Here is a 21,710-nt window from a genome sequence, read left to right as displayed (position 1 = left end):
ATTCACTCACAAAGTACGCACAAGTTATCCACAAGCGATCGCCTTGCAAAGCCCCGGATACCGCATTATCTTGTATCCCGATCGCAGCGAACCACTAGATATTGGGGTTCGTGCAAAATCACACACAAAAGTCAACCCGCAAAATCAAGCGATTTTTCGGCTGAACTTCAAGTGATTCCAGCAGCCAAACCGCTCCTGCGGAGGCGACCGAGGCAAGCCCTTCCAGGGCCTTGTTCGGGTATGGGTGAGGCAGGCCAGGCCTGGCATCCATCAGCAACAGTTTTTGGGCACGGCCCAGAACCTTTGACTTCGGCCAGGGAGCGGCAAGCCATTGCCCCTTATTCCTGAGTCTGTCCCGAAGTCGGTACGCCCGTGCGGGCGGATGCGCATGCGTTTGCGCAGCCCCTGCCAGGCCATCGAGCAAGTGGACGGAACGGTGGGCGCCCAAAAGGCGCCTGAACAATATAGAAACTGTGGAGACACCCACCCATGCAAACCGATACGACTCGCGAGAACCCGCAGGCCAAGGTGCCGCAGGCCGCCGATTCCACCCAGGATCTGGCTGCCACCGCTCCCGGCCAACTGCGCGTGATCAAGCGTAACGGCACTGTCGTCCCCTACACCGACGACAAGATCACCGTGGCCATCACCAAGGCGTTCCTCGCAGTTGAAGGCGGTACCGCCGCCGCTTCGTCGCGCATCCACGATACCGTCGCGCGCCTGACCGAGCAGGTCACCGCCACGTTCAAGCGTCGCATGCCATCGGGTGGCACCATCCACATCGAAGAAATCCAGGACCAGGTCGAACTGGCCCTGATGCGCGCCGGCGAGCAGAAAGTCGCCCGTGACTACGTGATCTACCGCGAGCAGCGCGCCAAGGAGCGTGCCACCCGCGTCAACACCGAAGCCGTGGTCGAGCCGCACCCAAGCATTCGCATCACCCTGGCCGACGGCAGCCTGGCGCCGCTCGACATGGCCCGCCTGAACACCATCATCAGCGAAGCCTGCGAAGGCCTGGCCGAGGTCGATGGCGACCTGATCCAGCGCGACACCCTGAAGAACCTGTACGACGGCGTGGCCATCAAGGACGTCAACACCGCCCTGGTGATGACCGCCCGTACCCTGGTCGAGCGCGAGCCGAACTACTCGTTCGTCACCGCCCGCCTGCTGATGGACACCCTGCGCGCCGAAGGCCTGGGCTTCCTCGGCGTCGCCGAGAGCGCCACCCACCACGAAATGGCCGAGCTGTACGCCAAGGCGCTGCCGGCGTACGTCGAGAAAGGCGTCGAGTTCGAGCTGTTGGACCCGGCCCTGAAAGGCTACGACCTGGAGCGCCTGGGCAAGGCCATCGACCACGAGCGTGACCAGCAATTCACCTACCTGGGCCTGCAGACCCTGTACGACCGCTACTTCATCCACAAGGATGGCGTGCGCTTCGAGCTGCCGCAGGTATTCTTCATGCGCGTGGCCATGGGCCTGGCGCTGGCAGAGAAAGACAAGGAAGCCCGCGCGATCGAGTTCTACAACCTGTTGTCGTCCTTCGACTACATGGCCTCGACCCCGACCCTGTTCAACGCCGGTACCCTGCGCCCGCAGCTGTCCAGCTGCTACCTGACCACCGTGCCGGACGACCTGTCGGGCATCTACCACGCGATCCACGACAACGCCATGCTGTCGAAATTCGCCGGTGGCCTGGGCAACGACTGGACCCCGGTACGTGCACTGGGCTCGTACATCAAGGGCACCAACGGCAAGTCGCAGGGCGTCGTGCCGTTCCTCAAAGTGGTCAACGACACCGCCGTTGCCGTCAACCAGGGTGGCAAGCGCAAGGGCGCCGTGTGTGCCTACCTGGAAACCTGGCACCTGGACATCGAAGAATTCATCGAGCTGCGCAAGAACACCGGTGATGACCGCCGTCGTACCCACGACATGAACACCGCCAACTGGATCCCTGACCTGTTCATGAAGCGTGTCTTCGATGACGGCAAGTGGACCCTGTTCTCGCCTTCGGAAGTGCCAGACCTGCACGACCTGACCGGCAAGGCCTTCGAAGAGCGCTACGAGTACTACGAAGCCCTGACCGAGTACAACAAGATCAAGGTGTTCAAGACCGTCCAGGCCAAAGACCTGTGGCGCAAGATGCTGTCGATGCTGTTCGAGACCGGCCACCCGTGGCTGACCTTCAAGGACCCATGCAACCTGCGTTCGCCGCAGCAGCACGTGGGCGTGGTGCACAGCTCGAACCTGTGCACCGAAATCACCCTGAACACCAACAAGGACGAGATCGCGGTCTGCAACCTGGGCTCGATCAACCTGCCGAACCACATCGTCGACGGCAAGCTGGACACCGCCAAGCTGCAACGCACCGTGAACACCGCCGTGCGCATGCTCGACAACGTGATCGACATCAACTACTACTCGGTGCCGCAAGCGCGTAACTCGAACTTCAAGCACCGCCCGGTCGGCCTGGGCATCATGGGCTTCCAGGATGCGCTTTACCTGCAGCACATTCCGTACGGTTCCGATGCTGCCGTCGAGTTCGCCGACAAGTCGATGGAAGCGGTCAGCTACTATGCGATCCAGGCGTCCTGCGACCTGGCCGACGAGCGCGGTGCCTACGAGACCTTCCAGGGTTCGCTGTGGTCCAAGGGCATCCTGCCGCTGGATTCGCAACAGATCCTGATCGAGGCCCGTGGTGCCAAGTACATCGACGTCAACCTGGAAGAGTCCCTCGACTGGGGCCCGGTACGCGAGCGCGTCAAGAAAGGTATTCGTAACTCGAACATCATGGCCATCGCGCCGACCGCGACCATCGCCAACATTACCGGCGTGTCGCAGTCGATCGAGCCGACCTACCAGAACCTGTACGTGAAATCGAACCTGTCGGGCGAGTTCACCGTGATCAACCCGTACCTGGTCCGCGACCTGAAGGCCCGTGGCCTGTGGGACTCGGTCATGATCAACGACCTGAAGTACTACGACGGTTCGGTGCAGCAGATCGAGCGTATCCCGCAAGAGCTGAAGGACCTGTACGCCACCGCGTTCGAAGTCGAGACCAAGTGGATCGTCGATGCCGCCTCGCGTCGCCAGAAGTGGATCGACCAGGCCCAGTCGCTGAACCTGTACATCGCCGGCGCTTCGGGCAAGAAGCTGGACGTGACCTACCGCATGGCCTGGTACCGTGGCCTGAAGACCACCTACTACCTCCGTGCCCTGGCCGCGACCAGCACCGAGAAGTCGACCATCAACACCGGCAAGCTCAACGCCGTTTCCAGCGGCGGCGACAGCGCCCCGGTCCAGGCAGCCGGCCCAGCGCCAGTGCCGAAGGCCTGCGCGATCGACGAGCCTGACTGCGAAGCCTGCCAGTAAGGCCTGAGTGCCGCGCGGGGTGCCTACGGGTGCCCCGCGCGGCATTTTTGTATCCGCGTCCCGAAGAAACCTTGCCCTTTGCCCTGCGCTCGCGCGGTTCGGTAAAAGAACAGGACCACTCAAAAAGGACGTAACCCATGGCGCGGAAAAAAGTGGCAACTCGCAAGATCGGCCGCAATGCGGAAACCGGCCGCTTCACTTCGGTGGAACAGGCCCGCAAGCATCCCAAGACGCACATTGTCGAAACGCTGCATAACCCTCGCAGTTAACACCGCCAATGGAGCGACCTTGTGTCGCGATGGGGTGCGAAGCGTCCGGGGATGGCAGTTCCGCCACACGAATCTTCGAGGCCGCCTTGCGGACCTTATCGCGGCACAAGGCCGCTCCTACAAAGATCGCGCCAACCCCACATCCTGTGCCCGGAAAATAAATAGGCACAACATATAGTGCCTTCTACATTTTGCCGCTACACTTCCTCCCCGTACCCCATGACACCCGCTTGGTGAACGGATGCACGCCAGACCGGTCGAAAAAGTTACCCTCGCCTGCCAGACACGCGTCCCGATCGAAGGCGAATTCCGGTATACTGCGCCCCCTCTGAAAAGGGCACCTATCAATTGTCCCTGGCCCCTCCGAGAGGCCTGGCCAGGTACAAGCCAGAACACACCCGATGTAACGAGAGTCAGCCTCTCGAGCTGTCCATTCGCCGTAACGGCCTTGCGTCAGGCATCACATTCTTAACATCCAACCGGTTGCCCCGGGGCAACCCTCAAGCAGGAGCCAAACCATGCTGAGCTGGGACGAATTCGACAAGGAAGACGGCGAAGTCGCCGCCAAAGGCAATACCCCTGCGCAGGCCGCTGCCGCTGCCACCCTCGACAAGCTCGACAGCGCCGGTGGTGCTGCCGCCCTGGAAGCCCGTGCCGCCAGTGCCGACGACTCCGACGCGGTCAAACGCGCCAAGGCTGCCCTGAACGACCTCGACATCGCCGAAGGCCTGGCCGAGCTGGAAGGCTCCAGCGCCCGCGTTCGCGTTGACGAAAAGCGCATGATCAACTGCCGCGCCGACCTCAACCAGCTGGTCCCGTTCAAGTACGACTGGGCCTGGCAGAAGTACCTGGACGGCTGTGCCAACCACTGGATGCCGCAAGAGGTCAACATGACCGCCGACATCGCCCTGTGGAAGAGCATGGACGGCCTGACCGAAGACGAGCGCCGCATCGTCATGCGCAACCTCGGCTTCTTCTCCACCGCCGACTCGCTGGTGGCCAACAACCTGGCCCTGGCCGTGTACCGCCTGATCACCAACCCGGAGTGCCGCCAGTACATCCTGCGCCAGGCCTTCGAAGAGGCGATCCACACCCACGCCTACCAGTACTGCATCGAGTCGCTGGGCATGGATGAAGGCGAGATATTCAACATGTATCACGAGATCCCGTCGGTGGCGAAGAAAGCCGCCTGGGGCCTGAAGTACACCCGCGCCATCTCCGACCCGGAATTCAACACCGGCACCGTCGAAACCGACAAGGAGCTGCTGCGCAACCTGATCGCCTACTACTGCGTGCTGGAAGGCATCTTCTTCTACTGCGGCTTCACCCAGATCCTGTCCATGGGCCGCCGCAACAAGATGACCGGCGTCGCCGAGCAGTTCCAGTACATCCTGCGTGACGAGTCGATGCACCTGAACTTCGGTATCGACGTGATCAACCAGATCAAGATCGAGAACCCGCACCTGTGGGACGCGGCGATGAAGGAAGAAGCCACCCAGATGATCCTGCAAGGGACCCAGCTGGAGATCGAATACGCCCGTGACACCATGCCACGCGGCGTGTTGGGCATGAACGCCGCGATGATGGAGGACTACCTCAAGTTCATCGCTAACCGTCGCCTGACCCAGATTGGCCTGAAGGAAGAGTACCCGGGGACCACCAACCCGTTCCCGTGGATGAGCGAGATCATGGACTTGAAGAAAGAGAAGAACTTCTTCGAGACTCGTGTGATCGAGTATCAGACTGGCGGGGCGTTGAGCTGGGATTGATAATCCTAGCGAAGCATAGAGAAGGCTGCCGATTGGCAGCCTTTTTTTATTGGCAGGAAATAAAGTCGAAGAGGAAGCTTCCTGCAAGGCATGTCCCGGAGAACCGGCATTTGCGTTGGTGGCTGACGCATGAGGTGGTGGCCGTGCCACGACTGAGGATGCGGGATATGCCGGTGGTACTGGCAGGGAAGTGGAACAACTGCCGCCGGTAGAGAAGCCGAAATTGAGTTGGCGGGAATGTGCGTAGCGGGCGCTGCGGTTGCATGGGGTTTAACCGCCGGGTTTGCCTGGGCGGGCCTCTTCGCGGGTTGAACCCGCTCCCACAGGTACTGCGATGGCTTAGAGTTAACGCTGTACCTGTAGGAGCGGGCTTGCCCCGCGAACACCGGCGTAGCCGGTGCCATAGCGAGGCCTTGAGTTCATCCTCCAAGCGGTTGTTGATCGAGGCCATGGTTCAAGATGTCCGCCATTACGATACATTTGTCCCGCTACTTCCCCTCCCCAACCGGCTCCACCCGCTGCACCACGATCTGCATATGGGTCGCCATATCCGTCAGTATCACCTCCCCGTCCTTGTACTCCGGGGTGATCATCAGCGAGCGGACAAAATGCTCGTTGCCACCTTCGCGCTTTTGCACGTTCTCGAACGCCACGATGATCGTGTCGTTGCGCCAGTTGCTGATATCGAAACCGCCCGCAGCAACGAATTCGCGAATGTCGCGCTCGTCATTGAACACATTGGCCGGCAGGATCAGCAGGCGGTCCTTGAGAAACACCTGGTAATACTGGCGAGGCCCCACCGGCCAGTTCTGCTCCACCACGTGCTCGATGCGCCAGTGATGGACGTTGTTCTCATAAACCACCACGCGCTCGACCTTGTGCCCGTTGCAGGCAACGAGCAAGGGCAATAGCAAAGCAGCGAACCCGCTACGTATTCGGCGCACATTCATTCACAAGCCTCGCTAAAGCAGCGTTGAGCCATCATTTGCCGGCTTTCCCCGCCTGGCGGTTGGCCCTGCGGGTTTCCCGGTAGCCCACCAGGCGCACGCGCATTTCCCGGTAGCGCTGGGTATTGATGACCAGCAAGGCCAGCAGCCCGAACAGCAGAACCGAGACGTAACCGCCCATGTGCGGCCGGTAGCCGTAACTGGGCAACGCAGCCAATACGGCCAGCCCGTTCAGCCCGATCAGCCCCCACAAGCCCCAAGCGTAGCCACGCACCAGGGCGATATGCGAAGCGGCGCTGACCATCCCTGCCAGCGCCAACACCAGCACCGATAGCGGTCGTTCAGGACTGCGCAAATAAGTGGAGAACACCAGTGAAACACAGCCGCCAATGGCAAAGCAGGACAGCATGAACTCGGCAATGAACACGCCGAAATAACGGGAAAGGAATGCTTGCAATTCCTGGCCATGGGTCATTCGTCAATTTCCTCGTAAAGCCCCACGGCAACCGACTGCACGAAGCTACTGCTGGCAAAACCCGACAAGCCGCCAATCGAGTCCTTGATCAAGGTACGCGTGGCGTGCTGGATTTGGGTAGGGGTGAAACGCTTGATCGCGGTACCCGCCGCCTGCTTCAGCTTCAGCTGCTTGGCGGTGAGCGACGGGTGCCTGATCTGCAGAAGTTCCTCGGCCAGGGCCTTGCGCTGCTGCCGCGACAGGCTCTGGAACAGCTCTCTCCAGCCCTTGCCGGTCGCCGCCTTGCGTGCCTGCAGGAAACGCACGGTGTTCAGGCTCGATGCGCCCACACCGGCCAGCGCTACGCCGTCGAGTATGCTCATTACCGTCTGGACCGTGTCATTACTGTCGAGCCAGTCGTTCTGCCCAGGGTCGAACACTTCGTTGAACACCCGGTACCCGCCCATCATGCACTGCCCGGTCCCTGCCGCTGCGGCGGCATAACCGACTGCCGTCAATACCATGCTGGCACCGGCAGTGAAGGGTACGGCAATGGTGCCGCTGAACATGACGACCCAACCCAGATAGGCCGACAGGCAACCCAAACTGGCGTTCACGGCCTCTGCCATCACCTTGCGCTCACGTGCGCCGGTCTGCAGCTGAGTCATGAACTGTTCAGGTGACTTGTAAGGTGGCGCCTCCTGCAGGATCACGCGCTTGGGTGCGATGCTGCAGATCGGCTTGAATTCGCGCAGGACGATCACGTTGTACTGGGCATCGATGTAGACAACACCCGCGCCAACGATACCCGGGTCGGAATCGATGGCCCTGAACAACTTCTGCTGGTCGACGGTCAACAGCAGCCGCTGGCGGGCCATTTGCTGCTGGTAGCCGCCGAGGACGCCGGACATCAGGTCGGTCACGACAACTCTCCTTGATTCGAAAAGCCGCTGCGCCGGCCCACGCACGCCCCGTGCAGGTCAGGCGACCTGCCTGGGGCGGCACGTGCACCGGCGCAAGCGCAACGGAGCGTGGGTTACACGTTCGGGCAAGGCACCGGCGCCCAGTCACCCATGTCGGGGCTGCGGCACATCTTGTTGACCTGGTCGACGCCAGCATTGGCCACCTGCTGGGCCTCGGCTTTCTTGGTCGTGGCCTTCTGCAGGGTCTTCTCGGTGGCGACCGCCTCTTGCGGCACGTTCTTGTTCACCTTCACGGCCTGGGTCTTCTTCTTGCCAGTGGTGGTCTTCGGCGGTTCAGCCACGGTCGCTACGTCAGTACGGGCCACACCAACCTGCTTGAGGTCCTGCTCGTAGGCCTGGGTGTAGTTGTCGAGGTTTTCCGCGACCCGGCCGTTGACGGTGGCCAGCAGCTTGTTCGACTCCTGCAGGCCCGAGACGATCTCGGCCAGGCGCTTGCGCCCTTCGGTGTCGTTGATGCGGTTGGCCTTGCGGCCTTCGATCAGGCTGGTGAACTCACGCTGGTAGCAGGTCTGCGAAGCCTTGGCATAGGCCGTGGTGCGATCCAGGTCGGCGGCGCTCTTGTCGATGTCGGTGGCGTACGAGGCAATGCGCTGCTTGTCGTCGCTGATCTGCTTCTGGCGCTCGGTGTAGTAACCGGCCGCGCCGCCCACCAGGGCACCGCCCGCCGCACCGATGGCAGCGTTACGGCCGCGGTTGTCGCCGTCGACCAGGGCGCCGGTCAGGGCACCGCCGAGGGCGCCGATAACGGCGCCGGTCGCTACCGAGCGGGTCATGTCGCCGTCGGTGGCGCGCAGGTGCTGCACGGGCTCGTAGCAGCTCGGGTAGTATTCGACCTTGGTCGTGGCACCCACCTTGGACACGGGTGAGCTGGAGCAGCCCGCCATCAGGACAGTGCTGAAACCTGCGGCGAGCAGCAGGGCGGAACGGGCATGGGAAGCCGTGAAGATGGTCTTGAACATGTCACTCTCTCACGTGGGTGGTTAAAACGGGGGGCCTCATGCCACCCCGCGCTTGCGTCAGGCAGAAGCCACTACGAAGGCCGCGCGGCGGCCGATGCCAGGAGCTCCTTGAGGATCGTCGCCGGGTCGGCCCGCCGGTTCTGGCGGTACTCCCCAACGTGGCGAACGAACAGGGTCGCGCGGCTCACAAGGCTCTGGCCCAGGACCGGCTTGCGATTGAGTTCTTCCTTGACCCGCTGGAACTGCGCCTGGATCACCGCATCGGTGTAGCGCGTGCCGCTGGCCAGGTTGTCGATGTAGATCGCCACCGCGCCATCGAGCGCAGCGCGGCCGTTGCTGATGGCCGCGGCATACATGCGCACGCTGGTCTGGTCGCCACGCGCCTGGGCCTCGGCCTGGGTGTTGCGCAGGTTGGTCAGGCGGATGTTGTAGTTGTTGATGGTCTCGGCCACCAGGGCGGCGGACTGGATCAGGTTGCCGGCCGCCTCTTCGCGCTGGCGGCCGATCAGCGACACGCTGCGCTTGAGCTCTTCGTTGACCAGCCCCAGCTCGGCCTGCTGGCGCGGGTCGGTGGTGGCGGCGATGATGCTGTCCAGGCGCTTGGTCGGGTCCTCGGCGGCATCGATGTCGTCGGTCAGGCTGGCCAGGCGCCCTTGCTTCTGCCACTGCTCGAACAGTTCCTGGTAACGCGAACGGGGCGCCGACAGCGCCCCGATGGCCACCCGGAAGCCAGTGGTCTCGTTGCGCTGCTCGGTACCGTCAGCACCAAACAGCGGGTACTCGCGGCGCATGCCGGTGAACAGCGTGCCCTCACCTTCGAGGTAGTTGCCGCCCTTGACCACGAAGCCGCCATAGGCGCCCTGCAGGCGGCCGGCATGCACCAGCTGGAACGACTCCTGGACCATTTCCGCAGCATTGCCGATCACGTCGAACAGCCCCAGCGGGTTCGGCAACCGGGTGCCGATCGGCATCAGCCGTGCCGCCTGCCCGGTGCCGCCAGCCACCTGGTTGTACACCGCCCAGTCGCTGAGCGGCCCATCGCTGTCACTGCCCTGGACCTTGCGCGGGAACAGCCGCCCTTCCAGTTCCTGGCGGCTTACCGCAGAACCGCCACGGGCAGCGAACTCCCACTCCACTTCCGTGGGCAGGCGCACGAAGCCGATACCGCCGTCCTCGGCCTTGCCGCCCCGGCCACTGACCGGCAGCAGGTCGCGGTGATACTTGAGCAGCCAGGCGCTGTAGACCGCGACAAAGCGTTCGGCCTCGAAGCGCGACAGCTTGACCTTGGGCAGGCGCCCGGCCGCCGTGGTGTCGGGCTGGCAGGCCGGCGCCGCCTCGCCGCCGGCCAGCGCCTGGGCCTGGGCCATTACCTGGGCATACTGGCGGGCGCTGACCTCGTACTTGCCAATGAAATACATCATCGGCTTGAGCGGGCCGGCCTGGTCGAGCTTGGGCAGGCCGGGGGCAACTGCCTTCTGCCACTCGGGCGACAGGTCCTGGAGGCTGAACTGGCCATTGATGAAGTCACGCCGATAACCGGAAATGAACGACTGTTGGTAGCCGGCCTCGCCTTCGCTGAACGGGTAGCCTAGGTTGACCTCGCGGTCGTCCAGGCTGCCCTGGGCCAGTACATAGACGCTGCGCAGCACCAGTTCGCCGCCGCACGGTAGCGGCAGGCTGACGTCACCGGGCAGGGGCTTGGGGTTGTCCAGCTTGCTGGTATCGACCGCCGCTGCCGGGGCGCTGGCCGCAGCGGTGTCGACTGGCTTGGCCGGTCTGGCTGGCAGCTCCTCGGCGCCCGGCGAACAGGCCGCCAGGCCCAGCGTGGTCAGAAGCAGGGCCGCAGCCCCGAGGCGAAGTTCAGACATCACGGATTCCTTGGCTGGCATCGATGCGCGTCACTCGCCAGCCGCCCACGGCAGCAGCGGCGGCGCTGGCCAGCAGCACCGCAGACAACGCAACGAAGTAATGCATCGGCAACAGGCGGCTGGCGTACTCGCCGGGCACCTGGGTGAAGATCCGGTTGAGGCCCTGCTCGGCCAGCAGGTACAGGCCGCCGGCAGCTGCCGCCGCCAGCACGCCGCTGTACAGCGCCTGCAGCACCACGAACAGCAGCAGCGCGGCCGTACCGAACCCCAGCAGGCGCAGCACCGCCAGCTCGCGCTGCTTGCGCTGGACTGCCGCCACCGCGCCAGCGGCGATCGCGGCCACGGCGCCGGCCACGGCGAGGCTGGTGATGATCCAGAACACCAGGTCGAGGTTGCGGCTGAGGGCCTGCACCTGGGCGATCTGCGCCGCCTGGGTCGATACCAGCCATTTGCGTTCGGCAAAATAGGCGCGCAGCGGCTCGACATCGGCCAGCCCCCGGGCATACAGGCGAAACGCCGGGTAGATCCGCCCGGCATCGCTGCCTGCGGCCTCGCCAGGCCAGCCCAGCGCCGGCACAGCGCGCCCGTCGCGGTAATCCTCGACCGCTTCGAGCAGGGCCAGCGAAGCGAACAGGCCATCGCGCTCGAACGCCGCCAGCGGCAGCACCGCGGCCACCTGCAGGCGCGTCTGGCGCCACTGCACCTGGCCGGCCTGCTGGCGGCTGAAGCTGGCCTGCAACTCATCACCGGCAGCGGCACCGAGCTTCTCGGCAGCGGTGAAACTCAATACCACCTGCTGCAGGCCCTGCGGTGGCGGCACCTGTTGCAGCAAGGGGTCACCGGCAGCGGTTGGCAGCATCTCGACAGTCACCGCGCGCCCTCGGGCAGGCAGCAACAGCTCGGCGGTGGCAGCAATCTGCCGGGTTCGCGCAATGGCGAAGGCGACGTCTGGTCGCTGTGCCAGGGCGTGGATGAAATCGGCATGGAAACGGCCACCGCCCAGGGGAGTGATTTCGCGCACACTCGGGTCGCGTTGCAGCCGCTCGGTCAGGCTGCCGACCAGGCCGAACTTGAGCCCGAACAGCACCAGCAAGGGGGCGATCACCGCAACCAGTGCCAGCACGCTGCACGCCGACAGCCGCGCATCGTTGCGGTAGTCCTGCCAGGCCAGGCCGGCGATCAGCCACGGGCGCATCAGACGGCCTGCGCCAGGCTGGCAGTGACGCCGCCGTCGGCATCGCGCCGGCAGGCCATGCGCAGCACGTTCAACCCGGCCCGGCGCGCCAATGCTTCATCATGGGTGGCGAGCACGCAGGTCACCTGGCGAGCCTGGGCCTCGCGCAGCAGCAACTGCATGACCCGCTCGGCGTTCACCGGGTCCAGCGCCGCAGTAGGCTCGTCGGCCAGCAGCAACGCCGGTGCATGCGCCAGGGCCCGGGCGCAGCTGACCCGCTGGCGTTGCCCCAGCGACAACGCGGCAGGCTTCTTGGCCAGCTGGTCATGTACATCCAGCGCCTCGGCCAGGCGTTCGACACTGCCGTCCTCGCCCAGCCCCAACAGCTGCCGGGGCAGGCGGATATTGCCACGCACATCGAGGAAGCCGAGCAAGCCGCCGGCCTGCAAAACATAGCCCAGCTGGCGGCTGCGCAGCGCCGCCAGCTGGTCGAGACGGCGCTGGCGCCACAGGCCAGCCACATCGTAGCCAGCAAAGACGAAGCCCTCGGCGGCATCCGGCGCCAGCACCAGCGCCAGCAGGTCGAGCAAGGTACTCTTGCCGCAGCCGCTGGGGCCGACCAGCGCCACCCGTGCCCCAGCCGCCAGCTGCAGCCGATCGATCTGCAGGCTGTAGCGCTGGGCACCCTGCCCGCGCGTCTTGCGCACCCCGTGCAGGCTGATCATCACGGCAGCGTCGACAGCGGTACACGGTACAGGGCATCGCCCGGCTCGGCCTTGCCGAAGCGCACCCAGTTGGCCATGTCGTTGTGGAAGGTTTCGTACAGGCGGATCTTCGAGTCCAGTTCGTCGATGAAGTCCTCTTGTTCGGCCACCGACAGCGACAACCACAGGTCCTCGGTCATGCTCAGCGACTTGCTGCGGTATGGCAGGCCTTCGAGGTATTCGCCCAGGACCCCGCCCTGGGCCAGGTTGGCGCCTTTGCGCAGGGCACCCGGATCGCGGCTCATGTAGGCACTGGCACTGGCAATCTCGTTGAAGAAATCACCTGGCGAACTGCGGGTCTTGCGCGCGGCGTCGACGATCAGCTTCAGCGATTGCTGCAGGTCATTGAGCTGCAACTTGGTCAGCATCACGCACACCTGCAGGCTCGGCAGTGCCGGGTTGGTCAGGTCGCGGTCGGCGGTCCAGGCACTGACCAGCTGCGGCGCCTGGCTGGCAGCATGCCGGCCGAGGAAGTCCATGTGCATGGCGTAACCGATCGCCTGCGACTTGGCCGCCAGGCTGGCGCCCGTGGCCAACCGGGGTACCGGCTGTGGCTGCTGCTGACGCACCTGGTGCGCCAGCTCGGCGAAGGTCGAGCCGATTTCGCGCACGCGCTCGCCAAAGGCGCCTACATCGCCGCCCGGCACGCCCACGTACAGGTCGCCGATCTGCGGGTTGCTGTCGGCGGTGAGCACGCGGTACTGGCTTTCGGCCGAGCCATGGTTGTTCACCCCGGCCGGGGTGCGCAGGTGCAAGGCGTAGATCTTGATCTGCTTGCTCAGCGCGGCCTGGCGAACCTCCGCCTCGTTCATCTGGGTGCTGCTGTACGGGTCGTTCTTGCGCAGGGCGCCAGCATCGCTGACCAGCAGGACGATGCGCCCGCCATAGCCCGACCAGTCCATGCCTTCCACGGCCTGCATCACCCCGGCAAAGGCATCCTCATTGAACGAGTGGCTGGAAACGCTGGTGGCCTTGACCTGCGACGCGGCCTTGAGGAAGCGCGCCGGGTCGCGGCCCTCCTCCAGGCTGACCAGGGTCTTGCTCAGGTAGTCCAGGCCCGGGGTACGCTTGACGCTGTTGCGAAAGCCCACCAGGCCGAAGCTGACGTTGTCCAGTTCGCCACGTGCGGCCAGTTGCGCCTGCAGTTCGCTGACCACCTGGCGCACGCGGTCGATGTAGGGTTGCATCGACACCGAGGTGTCGACCACCAGGACGATGCCGGTACGGAAGCGGTTGTCCGTCGCCACCGCCGCGCCGGCAGCCGTGGCCGCCTGGCTGCGGGCGCTGCTGCCAGGGTCGATCGAGGCGACGTTGAGCAACTGCACCGGCTGGCCGTCGGCGCCGAAGCTTTCCCGGTAGTCGAAGATCGGCATCAGGTAGAACTGGTTCTGTGGCACCGCGCTGGCGGCCGGCTCCAAGGCCAGCACCTGAGGTACCTGGTCGGGCTGGTTCTGCGCCTTGAGCAGGTCGGCGCGGGCCTTGCCGGTGTCGTCGAGCAGTTGCTGCAGGTCCTCGGCCTGGCGCATGAACATCACTGGCGAACGGCCGGAACGCTCGGTGAATTTCAGCACCAGGCTTTGCTTCCAGTCGCTGGTTTGCGCCGCCGGCAACCAGCCGTCGCGCTGGCCGCTGCTGGAGGCGCCCACTTCCAGCCATGGCTGGCCGTCGATGTCCTTGCGCTGGTACACGTACAGCACCGAGAAGGCCGGCAGCGGCTCACCCGCGCTGTCGCCGGGGCGGGCCAGCAATTGCGCTTCGGGTTTGCTCAGCACGCGTTGGTACAGGGTTTTCTTGCCTGGCATCAACAATGGCCGGCCGTCTTCGCTGGCAGCTGGCGGCGGCGCGGTCGGCGCCAGCGGGTTGCTCGCGGTTTGCGCCAGCGGTGGTTGCGCAACCGGCTGCTCATTGCCAGAGCGCAACCAGAAGAAGGTCGCGCCCAGGCCCAGCGCCACGGCGATTGCCACGGCCAGCAGGGCCTTGGCCGGCTTGCCCGGGGCAGGTTGCGGCGGCGCAGCGGGCCGGGTCGGCTCCGGCTTTGGCGCAGGTGCAGGCGCAGCGACCGGCTTTGCCGTAGCCTGCGGGATATCGATGGACACCGGTGTCAGCCCACCCAGTTCTGCCTTGCCCGCCAGCGCGCCCGGCACCGGCCGAATCACCGTGCGCTCCGCGCTGTCGGCTGGCAGGCGGTCGAGGGCAGCCAGCAACGCCGCGGCATCGGCGAAGCGTAGCTCAGGGTCCTTGGCCAGCAGCCCGCGCAGGATGTCCTGATAGCGCCCATGCTCGATGGGCAGCTCCGGCAACGGCTCGGTCAGGTGGGCCAATGCCGTCGACAAGGCATCGTTGCCCCGGTACGGCAGCTCGCCGACGAGGATCTCGTACAGCACCACCCCAAGCGCATACAGGTCGGCGCGGCCGTCGATGTCCATGCCCCGCGCCTGCTCCGGGCTCATGTAGCTCGGGGTGCCGACGGCGAAGCCGGCCTGGGTGAACTGGGTGCGGTCATCCAGCGACTTGGCGATGCCGAAGTCGGAGAGCACCGCCGTGCCGTCGGCACGGAACAGGATGTTGGCCGGTTTCACGTCGCGGTGCACCAGCCCCTGGGCGTGGGCATAACCCAGCGCCTGGGCGATCTGCCGCACGTACAGCAAGCCCTGCTCAGGGGTAAGCCCGGCAGCGATGCGCTCCTTGAGGGTCCCGCTGGGCAGGTACTCCATGGCCATGTAGTACAGCTCACCGACATTACCGATGTCGTGGATGGTGGCAATGTGCGGATGCGCCAACCGCGCCAGCGTGCGCCCTTCGCGCAGGAAGCGCTCGCAGAAGGTAGGGTCGGCGGCAAGGCTCGCGGCCATTACCTTCAGCGCTACCTTGCGCTGCAGGGAGCGCTGGGTGGCCAGGTAGACACTGGCCATGGCGCCCTGGCCAATCTCGCTGTCGATGTCGAATCCGGGGATCTGCATGTTCAGGGTGCTCATCAATTCGCCTTCACCACCACCGCGGTAATGTTGTCGGGGGCGCCACGGGTCAACCCCAGGTGCACCAGGCTGCGGACCACCTGGTAGGGATCGGCGTGGCCGAGCACGTCGGCGATCTCGTGGTCTTCGGCAGTCTTGTTCAAACCGTCGCTGCACAGCAGGTAGGTATCGCCGGGTTGTACCTGCACGCTCACCGCCTGCAGTTCGAGCTGGTCTTCCACGCCGATGGCGCGGGTGACGATGTTGCCGCGCGGGTGCACGCGCGCTTCGGCCTCGTTGAGCAGGCCGCTGTCCTGCAGTTCCTGGACATAGCTATGGTCATGCGACAGGCGTTCGATGCGGCCATCGCGCAGGCGATACAGGCGGCTGTCACCGGCCCACAAGCCCACGGCCCGGTCGCCGCGTGCGGCCAGCAGCACCACCGTGCTGCCCATCATCGCCACGCCCCGGCGCAGGGTTTCGTCACGCACCACGCGGTTGACCCGGGCCAGGGTGTCGCGCAAGGCCTGGGCGAAATCTTCCAGCCCATCGATGAGCGGCAACTGGCGCAGGCTGTCCACCGCCAGGCTGCTCACGTAGTCACCGGCGGCATGCCCGCCCATGCCGTCGGCAACGGCCCACAAGCCATCCCCGGTCAGCTCCAGGCAGGCGTCTTCGTTGATCTTGCGGACCATGCCCACATGGCTGTAGCTGGCCGCGCTGTAGTGCACACGGTTCATGCGGGTTGCGCCTCGCTGCCGAGCAGGAACGCGGCGAACTGGTCGCTGCCCGGCAGGCCCTGGCTACGTAGCAGGCCAGGTGCGATTCGCTCGCTGCCCTGCCCCCACCACAGGCTCATGCCCTGGCAGGCGCATTCGGCCAGCGCCAGGGCCCGGCCCTGCGGGGTAACGCCGTCCAGCCGCTGCAACCCGCCCACGGTCACACGCGGCCCCTGCAGCAGCGGCCTGGCCTGGCTGAACGGCTGCAAGGCCGCCTCGAAACGCTCGAAGGACGCATCCGCTTCAAGCGTGCCCAGCAACGCTGCCTCGACAGCTTCGAACCACTCATCGGCACCGCCGACGATCCCTGCGATCGCCACGCCGGGTTCCAGTACCTGCGCCACGCTCAGCGGAAAGTACCGCCCGACCCGGTCGATGCTCGGCATCAGTACGCCGACCACCGCATCCGGGCCACACACCCCGGGTGCCAGGGCAAAGCGCCACAAAGGACTGACCAGGTAGGCCTGCAGCCAGCCCTCGCCAAGCGCCTGCTGGCTGGCCTGGATACCGGCGGCCAGCCACTGGTCCCAGGGCTGGATGAAGGTCTGCGGCAAGCCGCGGCTGACGAAGTCGCCGCGGCAGGCCAGTTTTCCGTAGAAACCGACGTCGTTCACAGATGCTCCGGCAGGCTGAAACCGCTGACCACTCGGCTGCGGAACGGGTTGAAGGCACTGCTGGCGCGCAGCTCGTAGGACACACTGGCACCCTCCACGCGCAAGCGCAGGTTGAAGCGCTCTGGCGAGCTGCCGGCCACCAGGTCGGACTGATCGAGCAGGCGGAACCACGCCCATGGGCCTTCCACCGTCAGCCCCGAACGGCCGCTGGCCGCTGGCGGCGCGATCGACAGGCGGACCACGCCGATGCTGTTGGGGTTGGGCCACTGCAGCGCCACCGGGCGGCTTGGGCCATGGTCGTAACTGACTTGCTGGCCGTCGAGGTCGAGCAGGAACTGGGTGATGCTCGCGTCCATCGCCACCGGCTTGAGTTCGAAACGTACGCTTGGCTGCAAGCCGTTGCCGCTGCGGAAGAAGGCATCGCGGATGCTCGCCGCGCGCTGGAAGGTATACAGCACGTTGCTGCCGATGCCCAGCTTCTGCGCCGCGCCCGGCTGCCAGCTCCATGGAGTGCTCGAGGTATTGACGTAGGGCTGCAGGTACTTGCGGAAGTAGTTGTCCATCACCCCGCCGACGCCGAAGAACTGGCCGAAGTCTTCCAGCGTGGCGTCACGGGCACTGCCGGCCACCAACGGGTAGCGGCCGCTGAGCGACTGGCGGTAGACATTCAGCACTTCGCTCGCCCAGGCAGCATTGAGCTGGTTGCGCACCCCGCCCATGACGATGCCGTGGGTCGAGCCAAGTACCGAGCTGACCAGGTTCTGTACCACCCTGGGCTGGCGTGCCGCGCCCAGGGCCACCCGTTGCGCCGCAGCCTGGGCCTGGTTCTTGGCCTCGCCGAGCAAGGCGTCGCCGCTGGCCCCGACCATGGCGCTGACCTGCACATAGAGCGCATTGAGGTCGGTGAGCAAGCCGTCGATAGCGGCGGGCTGGCCTTCGCCGCTGCCAACCAGCGTGGCCAGCTCGGCGAAGTGCGCGGTCACCGGGTCCTGCGTGCGTGCAGCGGGGCTGTCGACCGGCAGCGGCGCGTCGCCGAGCAACCCGCCAAGGCGCTGGCGCAACTGGTCGACACCGGCCTGCTGGGCCTTGTCCTGGGCCTTGTCGAGGGTGGTCGGCTGCGCCAGGTTGGTTTCACGGGCCGCCGCCTGCAGCAGCAGCTTCATCGGCGAGGTCGGCCCGGACAGCACGCGCAACACGTCAGCGGCCTGGCCGACACTGGTGATCGGCACGAAGTCCAGGTCGTCGAGCAGGGCATCCCAGTGACGGATGTAATCCTGGTAGTAGAGCTGCTGCACATCGTCGGCCAGGCGCCGGGCATCGCCCGCCTCGCCCGGCGCGCGGCCCAGTACCCAGCGCTCCTCGGCCAGGGTGGTGCTCTGCGCCAGGCTGGCGGCGAGAAATACCTGGCGGTAGCCCTGCACGGTGAACAGCCCCGACAACGGCTCGCTCAGCGGCTTGCCGCTCTTGAAACGAAACACCAGGGCGGCATCGCGCCCGGCAGCGTCGCTGACGCGGAAGTCGTCGACCCCGCCTGGCAGCTTCTGGCGCTTGACCCGGTCGTACACCCGCTGGGCTACCGGCAGTTGCTGCAACTGGCGACGGGTATCGTCGATCAGGCGCTGGTCCAGGCGTGCATTCGGCGGGCGTTTCTCGAACAGCGCCGCCAGGTGCTGCTCCAGGGCCTGACGCAGGTCAGGCGCCAGGTCGCGAGGCAACTGGCGCTCCCAATCGAGGGTGATCCAGGCCTTGATGAAGTCCGGGTCGTAGTGCTCGGCATCGGCCAGCATCAGGTAGGCCTTGAGGCCTTCGTAAAGGTAATCGGATGGCCCGCCGGCATACAGCTGCTCCTCGATGCGAGTGACCAGGCGCGGGGCGAAGATGGCGATCAGCAGCTTGCGGTACAGGCTCTGCGATTCGCTTTCGAGCATGTCGCCCTGGTACAGGCCCAGGCCCTCGGCCCAGCTGGGTGGATCGTCGGCCAGGTGGCGCACGGCGTTGAGCAGCGGCAGCACGTCGACCACGTTGCGCTGCGCGGGGCTCAGGCCTTGCACGCTTTTGCCCAGCGGCTGCAGGCGGCTGTCGACCTCGGCGATGTATTGCTGGTTGGCGCGGTAACTGAGAGTCCACAAGGTGCCGACCAGCAGCACCAGCGCCACGCTGAGGGCCAGCGCTCCCCGGGCGATCCACCGGCGCCGCTGCTCCACCTTGGGGTTGCTGCCAACCAGGCCGCGCTCGGCGAAGGCCACCGCCGTGAACAGCCGCTCGATGAAATAGCTGCGCCCGCTACCGCTCTGGCGTGCCAGGTGCGCACGGTCCAGGCCCATGCTCTGGGCCATGCTGCCGATCAGCCGGTCGATGGGGCTGCCTTCCTGGGTGCCGCTGGTGAAGTACACACCGCGCAGCAGCGCCCGCGCCTCGAAGGCGTTGGGCTTGAAGATGCCGTCGAGGAACAGCTTGAGGTTGCCACGCAGGGCGGCGAACTGCTGCACGAAGCCGTAGATCAGGTCGCGCCGGGCCGGGTCGCGTTCCTGTTGCAAGCGTTCGACCAGGCGCTCGCCGAGGCGCTGTTCGAGCAACCCGAACTCGTTATCGAACTGCGCCAAGGGGCCGTCACCGCCCTGTTCGAGGGTGTCCAGCGGGAACGTCATGCCCCACACCTGGGCCCGTTCGTCCTTGCCCAGGTTGTCGAAGAACTCCATGAAGCCCGGCACCAGGTCGAGCTTGGTCAGCATCAGGTACACGGGGAAGCGCACGCCCAGCTGGCTGTACAGTTCCTGGATGCGCGCACGGATCGCCGCGGCATGGGCGGCGCGCTCGGCATCGCTGCCCAGCAGCAGGTCGGACAGGCTGATGGCGATGAACGCGCCGTCGATCGGGCGGCGCGAGCGCTGGGTCTTGAGCAGGTCGAGAAAGCCCAGCCAGGCCGCCTTGTCGACCTGGGCGTGGCTGTCCTGGGTGGTGTAGCGGCCGGCGGTGTCGAGCAGCACGGCCTGGTCGGTGAACCACCAGTCGCAGTTGCGCGTGCCGCCGACACCACGGATGGCGCCCTCGCCCAGCTGCGCGGCCAGCGGGAAGTGCAGCCCGGAATTGACCAGCGCGGTGGTCTTGCCCGAACCGGGCGGGCCGATGATCACATACCACGGCAGCTCGTACAGATTGCGCCGTTCGTCGCCGCCCAGGCGGGCTTTCTTCAGCAGGGCCAGGGCCTCGTCCATGCGCTGGCGCAGCGCCGCCAGCTCTTCGCTGGTGGCCACGCTGGCAGGGTCGGGGGCGGTCTCTGCGGCCAGGCTCTGCATGACCTTGGCCGCCTGTCGGCGTGCCTGCACGATGCGCCAGGCGCGGTAGCCACCCCACAGGGCGAACAGCAGGATGATCAACAACCAGCGTGGCGCCGGCGGCGCCAGCATTTCCAGCAACGGCCCGACGAACCAGATGATCAGGCTGAGGGCAATCAGGCCCAGAAGCGGGATTACCCAGCGAATGACAAAACTGAAAAACGCCTTCACTCGACGCCCTCCGCCAGAACGGTGATTTCAACCCGGCGATTCTTCGCCCGGCCCTGCGCGGTGTCGTTCGACGCCAGCGGCTCGGTGTCGCTCAACCCTTGGGCACTGAAGCGCTCGGGTTGCCCGGTGCGCGCGGCGAGGATGCCCTTGACCTCTTCGGCGCGCGCCTGCGACAAGGCCCAGTTGGACGGGAAGCGCAGCGTGGCGATGCGCTGGTTGTCGCTGTGCCCGGTGACCCGGACGTTGCCCTTGACCTTGGCCAGCGCCTCGGCAATGCGCAGCATCAGCGGCTGGAAATCGCCCTTGATGCTGGCGCTGGCGCTGGCGAACAGTTCGTCGCCGCGAATGGTCACCACCGAACGGTCGACCGCGTCTTCGACGGCGACCCGGCCGGCCTTGATGTCCTCGGCGAGGAACCCGGCCAGGCGTGGGCGCTCCACCGGCTTGGGCTGCACCACCGGGCGGTCCATGGCTTGCACCGGAATTTCACCCAGCGCATGGATACCGCGGAACACCGGCTCGGCATCGGCAGCCAGCTTCAGGCGCAGGCCGAACAACAACAGCAACAGCAGCGCCACGGCCACTGCCAGGCCCACCCAGGGCGGCACGAACTGGGCCAGGCGGTCACGGCTGACCGTCACCCCGCGCCAGTGCGGCGAGAGTTCGCGCTCACGCTCGCCACGGGCACTGCGGATCGCCGCCGCGGTGCGCTCGCGCAGCGCTTCGAGCTGGGCACGGCCATCGTTCATGACCCGGTAGCGGCCTTCGAAGCCGAGGCTGGTGCACAGGTACAACAGCTCCAACAGGTTGAGGCGTTCGCGCGGGCTCTGCAGGCAGTGCTCCATCAGCTGGAACACCTTCTCACCGCCCCAGGCCTCGTTGTGCACGGTGATCAGCAAGCTCTGCCGGCTCCAGTCGCTGGCACTGCCCCACGGCGTGCTGAGCACCGCCTCGTCCAGCGCAGTACACAGCGCGTAGCGCGCCAGCAGCACCTCGTTGCGCACCACCCCAGCGGCTTCGGCGCGGGTTTCGAACTGGCGCAGATAGGCCAGCAACTGCGCGCGCAGGCTGGCCGGCGCCGAGTGCGCGATGGTGTTGCGCAGGCGGGTAAGCAAGGCCAGCAATGGCCCGGCCGCCTGCTCCAGCGGGTTGAGGCCGACGCCCTGGCCAGGCGCCAGGGGTTCGGCTGGCACCTGCAATGACGGCTGCGGCGCTGCCGCGGCAGGCTGCGGGGCCGCGCGGCCACCGGGGCGCGGCATGAACTGGGTACGGTCGTTGGCCTGCGGATCGTCCGGGTGCAT

The 21,710-nt window shown here is 65.8% G+C and carries 15 protein-coding genes; 3 read left to right on the top strand and 12 right to left on the bottom strand.

All coding sequences use genetic code 11. The features are described 5' to 3' along the window. Positions 1-489: 489 nt before the first annotated feature. From ACVWZT_RS14995 to ACVWZT_RS14985, 3 genes are all read left to right on the top strand, one after another. Positions 490-3,369: a ribonucleoside-diphosphate reductase subunit alpha gene (locus ACVWZT_RS14995; RefSeq protein ID WP_170031639.1), complete on the top strand. Its 2,880-nt coding sequence runs from the start codon at positions 490-492 to the stop codon at positions 3,367-3,369. Positions 3,370-3,506: 137 nt separating this feature from the next. Beyond that, positions 3,507-3,638 carry a hypothetical protein gene (locus tag ACVWZT_RS14990; RefSeq protein ID WP_256665967.1) on the top strand — a complete coding sequence of 44 codons (132 nt, stop codon included), beginning with the start codon at positions 3,507-3,509 and terminating at the stop codon, positions 3,636-3,638. Positions 3,639-4,156: 518 nt separating this feature from the next. Next, positions 4,157-5,407: a ribonucleotide-diphosphate reductase subunit beta gene (locus ACVWZT_RS14985; protein ID WP_170031641.1), complete on the top strand. Its 1,251-nt coding sequence runs from the start codon at positions 4,157-4,159 to the stop codon at positions 5,405-5,407. A gap of 488 nt (positions 5,408-5,895) precedes the next feature. Here ACVWZT_RS14985 and ACVWZT_RS14980 read toward each other — a convergent pair whose 3' ends face one another. From ACVWZT_RS14980 to ACVWZT_RS14925, 12 genes are all read right to left on the bottom strand, one after another. Then, positions 5,896-6,357 carry a hypothetical protein gene (locus ACVWZT_RS14980; protein ID WP_457470056.1) on the bottom strand — a complete coding sequence of 154 codons (462 nt, stop codon included), beginning with the start codon at positions 6,355-6,357 and terminating at the stop codon, positions 5,896-5,898. 31 nt (positions 6,358-6,388) lie between these two features. Beyond that, positions 6,389-6,829 (bottom strand): hypothetical protein, encoded by a 441-nt coding sequence (locus ACVWZT_RS14975; protein ID WP_457470054.1) that lies wholly within the window; start codon positions 6,827-6,829, stop codon positions 6,389-6,391. Next, positions 6,826-7,719, bottom strand: coding sequence for an NAD synthetase (locus ACVWZT_RS14970; protein WP_457472075.1), 894 nt, complete (start codon positions 7,717-7,719; stop codon positions 6,826-6,828). Before ACVWZT_RS14970 ends, ACVWZT_RS14975 begins: the two co-directional genes overlap by 4 nt. A gap of 125 nt (positions 7,720-7,844) precedes the next feature. After that, complete coding sequence (tagQ, locus tag ACVWZT_RS14965) at positions 7,845-8,750, bottom strand: type VI secretion system-associated lipoprotein TagQ (RefSeq protein ID WP_457470052.1); 906 nt, start codon at positions 8,748-8,750, stop codon at positions 7,845-7,847. Positions 8,751-8,821: 71 nt separating this feature from the next. After that, positions 8,822-10,618, bottom strand: a complete 1,797-nt coding sequence (locus tag ACVWZT_RS14960; RefSeq protein WP_457470050.1) for a formylglycine-generating enzyme family protein — start codon at positions 10,616-10,618, stop codon at positions 8,822-8,824. After that, entirely contained in the window at positions 10,611-11,813 is a 1,203-nt protein-coding gene (locus tag ACVWZT_RS14955) for an ABC transporter permease (protein WP_457470048.1), read from the bottom strand. The genes ACVWZT_RS14960 and ACVWZT_RS14955 overlap by 8 nt, the downstream gene beginning before the upstream one ends. Beyond that, positions 11,813-12,517, bottom strand: a complete 705-nt coding sequence (locus ACVWZT_RS14950; RefSeq protein ID WP_457470046.1) for an ATP-binding cassette domain-containing protein — start codon at positions 12,515-12,517, stop codon at positions 11,813-11,815. The genes ACVWZT_RS14955 and ACVWZT_RS14950 overlap by 1 nt, the downstream gene beginning before the upstream one ends. Further along, positions 12,517-15,522 carry a serine/threonine-protein kinase gene (locus ACVWZT_RS14945; RefSeq protein WP_457472073.1) on the bottom strand — a complete coding sequence of 1,002 codons (3,006 nt, stop codon included), beginning with the start codon at positions 15,520-15,522 and terminating at the stop codon, positions 12,517-12,519. The genes ACVWZT_RS14950 and ACVWZT_RS14945 overlap by 1 nt, the downstream gene beginning before the upstream one ends. An 8-nt stretch (positions 15,523-15,530) precedes the next feature. Continuing rightward, positions 15,531-16,250, bottom strand: coding sequence for a PP2C family protein-serine/threonine phosphatase (locus tag ACVWZT_RS14940; protein ID WP_296234020.1), 720 nt, complete (start codon positions 16,248-16,250; stop codon positions 15,531-15,533). Next, positions 16,247-16,903 (bottom strand): type VI secretion system-associated protein TagF, encoded by a 657-nt coding sequence (gene tagF / locus ACVWZT_RS14935; protein WP_296234019.1) that lies wholly within the window; start codon positions 16,901-16,903, stop codon positions 16,247-16,249. The genes ACVWZT_RS14940 and tagF overlap by 4 nt, the downstream gene beginning before the upstream one ends. Further along, complete coding sequence (tssM, locus tag ACVWZT_RS14930) at positions 16,900-20,409, bottom strand: type VI secretion system membrane subunit TssM (protein WP_296234018.1); 3,510 nt, start codon at positions 20,407-20,409, stop codon at positions 16,900-16,902. Before tssM ends, tagF begins: the two co-directional genes overlap by 4 nt. Beyond that, positions 20,406-21,710 (bottom strand): DotU family type VI secretion system protein, encoded by a 1,305-nt coding sequence (locus tag ACVWZT_RS14925; RefSeq protein ID WP_457470043.1) that lies wholly within the window; start codon positions 21,708-21,710, stop codon positions 20,406-20,408. The genes tssM and ACVWZT_RS14925 overlap by 4 nt, the downstream gene beginning before the upstream one ends.

The sequence above is a fragment of the Pseudomonas sp. TE21394 genome (assembly GCF_054057835.1).
Note: the sequence above shows the minus strand (reverse complement) of the source record. Positions and strands in the feature narration are given on the sequence as shown.

Coding starts and splice junctions, on each gene's coding strand:
- ACVWZT_RS14985 (WP_170031641.1), top strand. CDS start 4,157: ATGCTGAGCTGGGACGAATTCGACAAGGAAGACGGCGAAGTCGCCGCC.
- ACVWZT_RS14975 (WP_457470054.1), bottom strand. CDS start 6,829: ATGACCCATGGCCAGGAATTGCAAGCATTCCTTTCCCGTTATTTCGGC.
- ACVWZT_RS14955 (WP_457470048.1), bottom strand. CDS start 11,813: ATGCGCCCGTGGCTGATCGCCGGCCTGGCCTGGCAGGACTACCGCAAC.
- ACVWZT_RS14960 (WP_457470050.1), bottom strand. CDS start 10,618: ATGTCTGAACTTCGCCTCGGGGCTGCGGCCCTGCTTCTGACCACGCTG.
- ACVWZT_RS14925 (WP_457470043.1), bottom strand. CDS start 21,710: ATGCACCCGGACGATCCGCAGGCCAACGACCGTACCCAGTTCATGCCG.
- ACVWZT_RS14980 (WP_457470056.1), bottom strand. CDS start 6,357: ATGAATGTGCGCCGAATACGTAGCGGGTTCGCTGCTTTGCTATTGCCC.
- ACVWZT_RS14995 (WP_170031639.1), top strand. CDS start 490: ATGCAAACCGATACGACTCGCGAGAACCCGCAGGCCAAGGTGCCGCAG.
- ACVWZT_RS14950 (WP_457470046.1), bottom strand. CDS start 12,517: ATGATCAGCCTGCACGGGGTGCGCAAGACGCGCGGGCAGGGTGCCCAG.
- ACVWZT_RS14990 (WP_256665967.1), top strand. CDS start 3,507: ATGGCGCGGAAAAAAGTGGCAACTCGCAAGATCGGCCGCAATGCGGAA.
- ACVWZT_RS14940 (WP_296234020.1), bottom strand. CDS start 16,250: ATGAACCGTGTGCACTACAGCGCGGCCAGCTACAGCCATGTGGGCATG.
- ACVWZT_RS14970 (WP_457472075.1), bottom strand. CDS start 7,719: ATGTCCGGCGTCCTCGGCGGCTACCAGCAGCAAATGGCCCGCCAGCGG.
- tagQ (WP_457470052.1), bottom strand. CDS start 8,750: ATGTTCAAGACCATCTTCACGGCTTCCCATGCCCGTTCCGCCCTGCTG.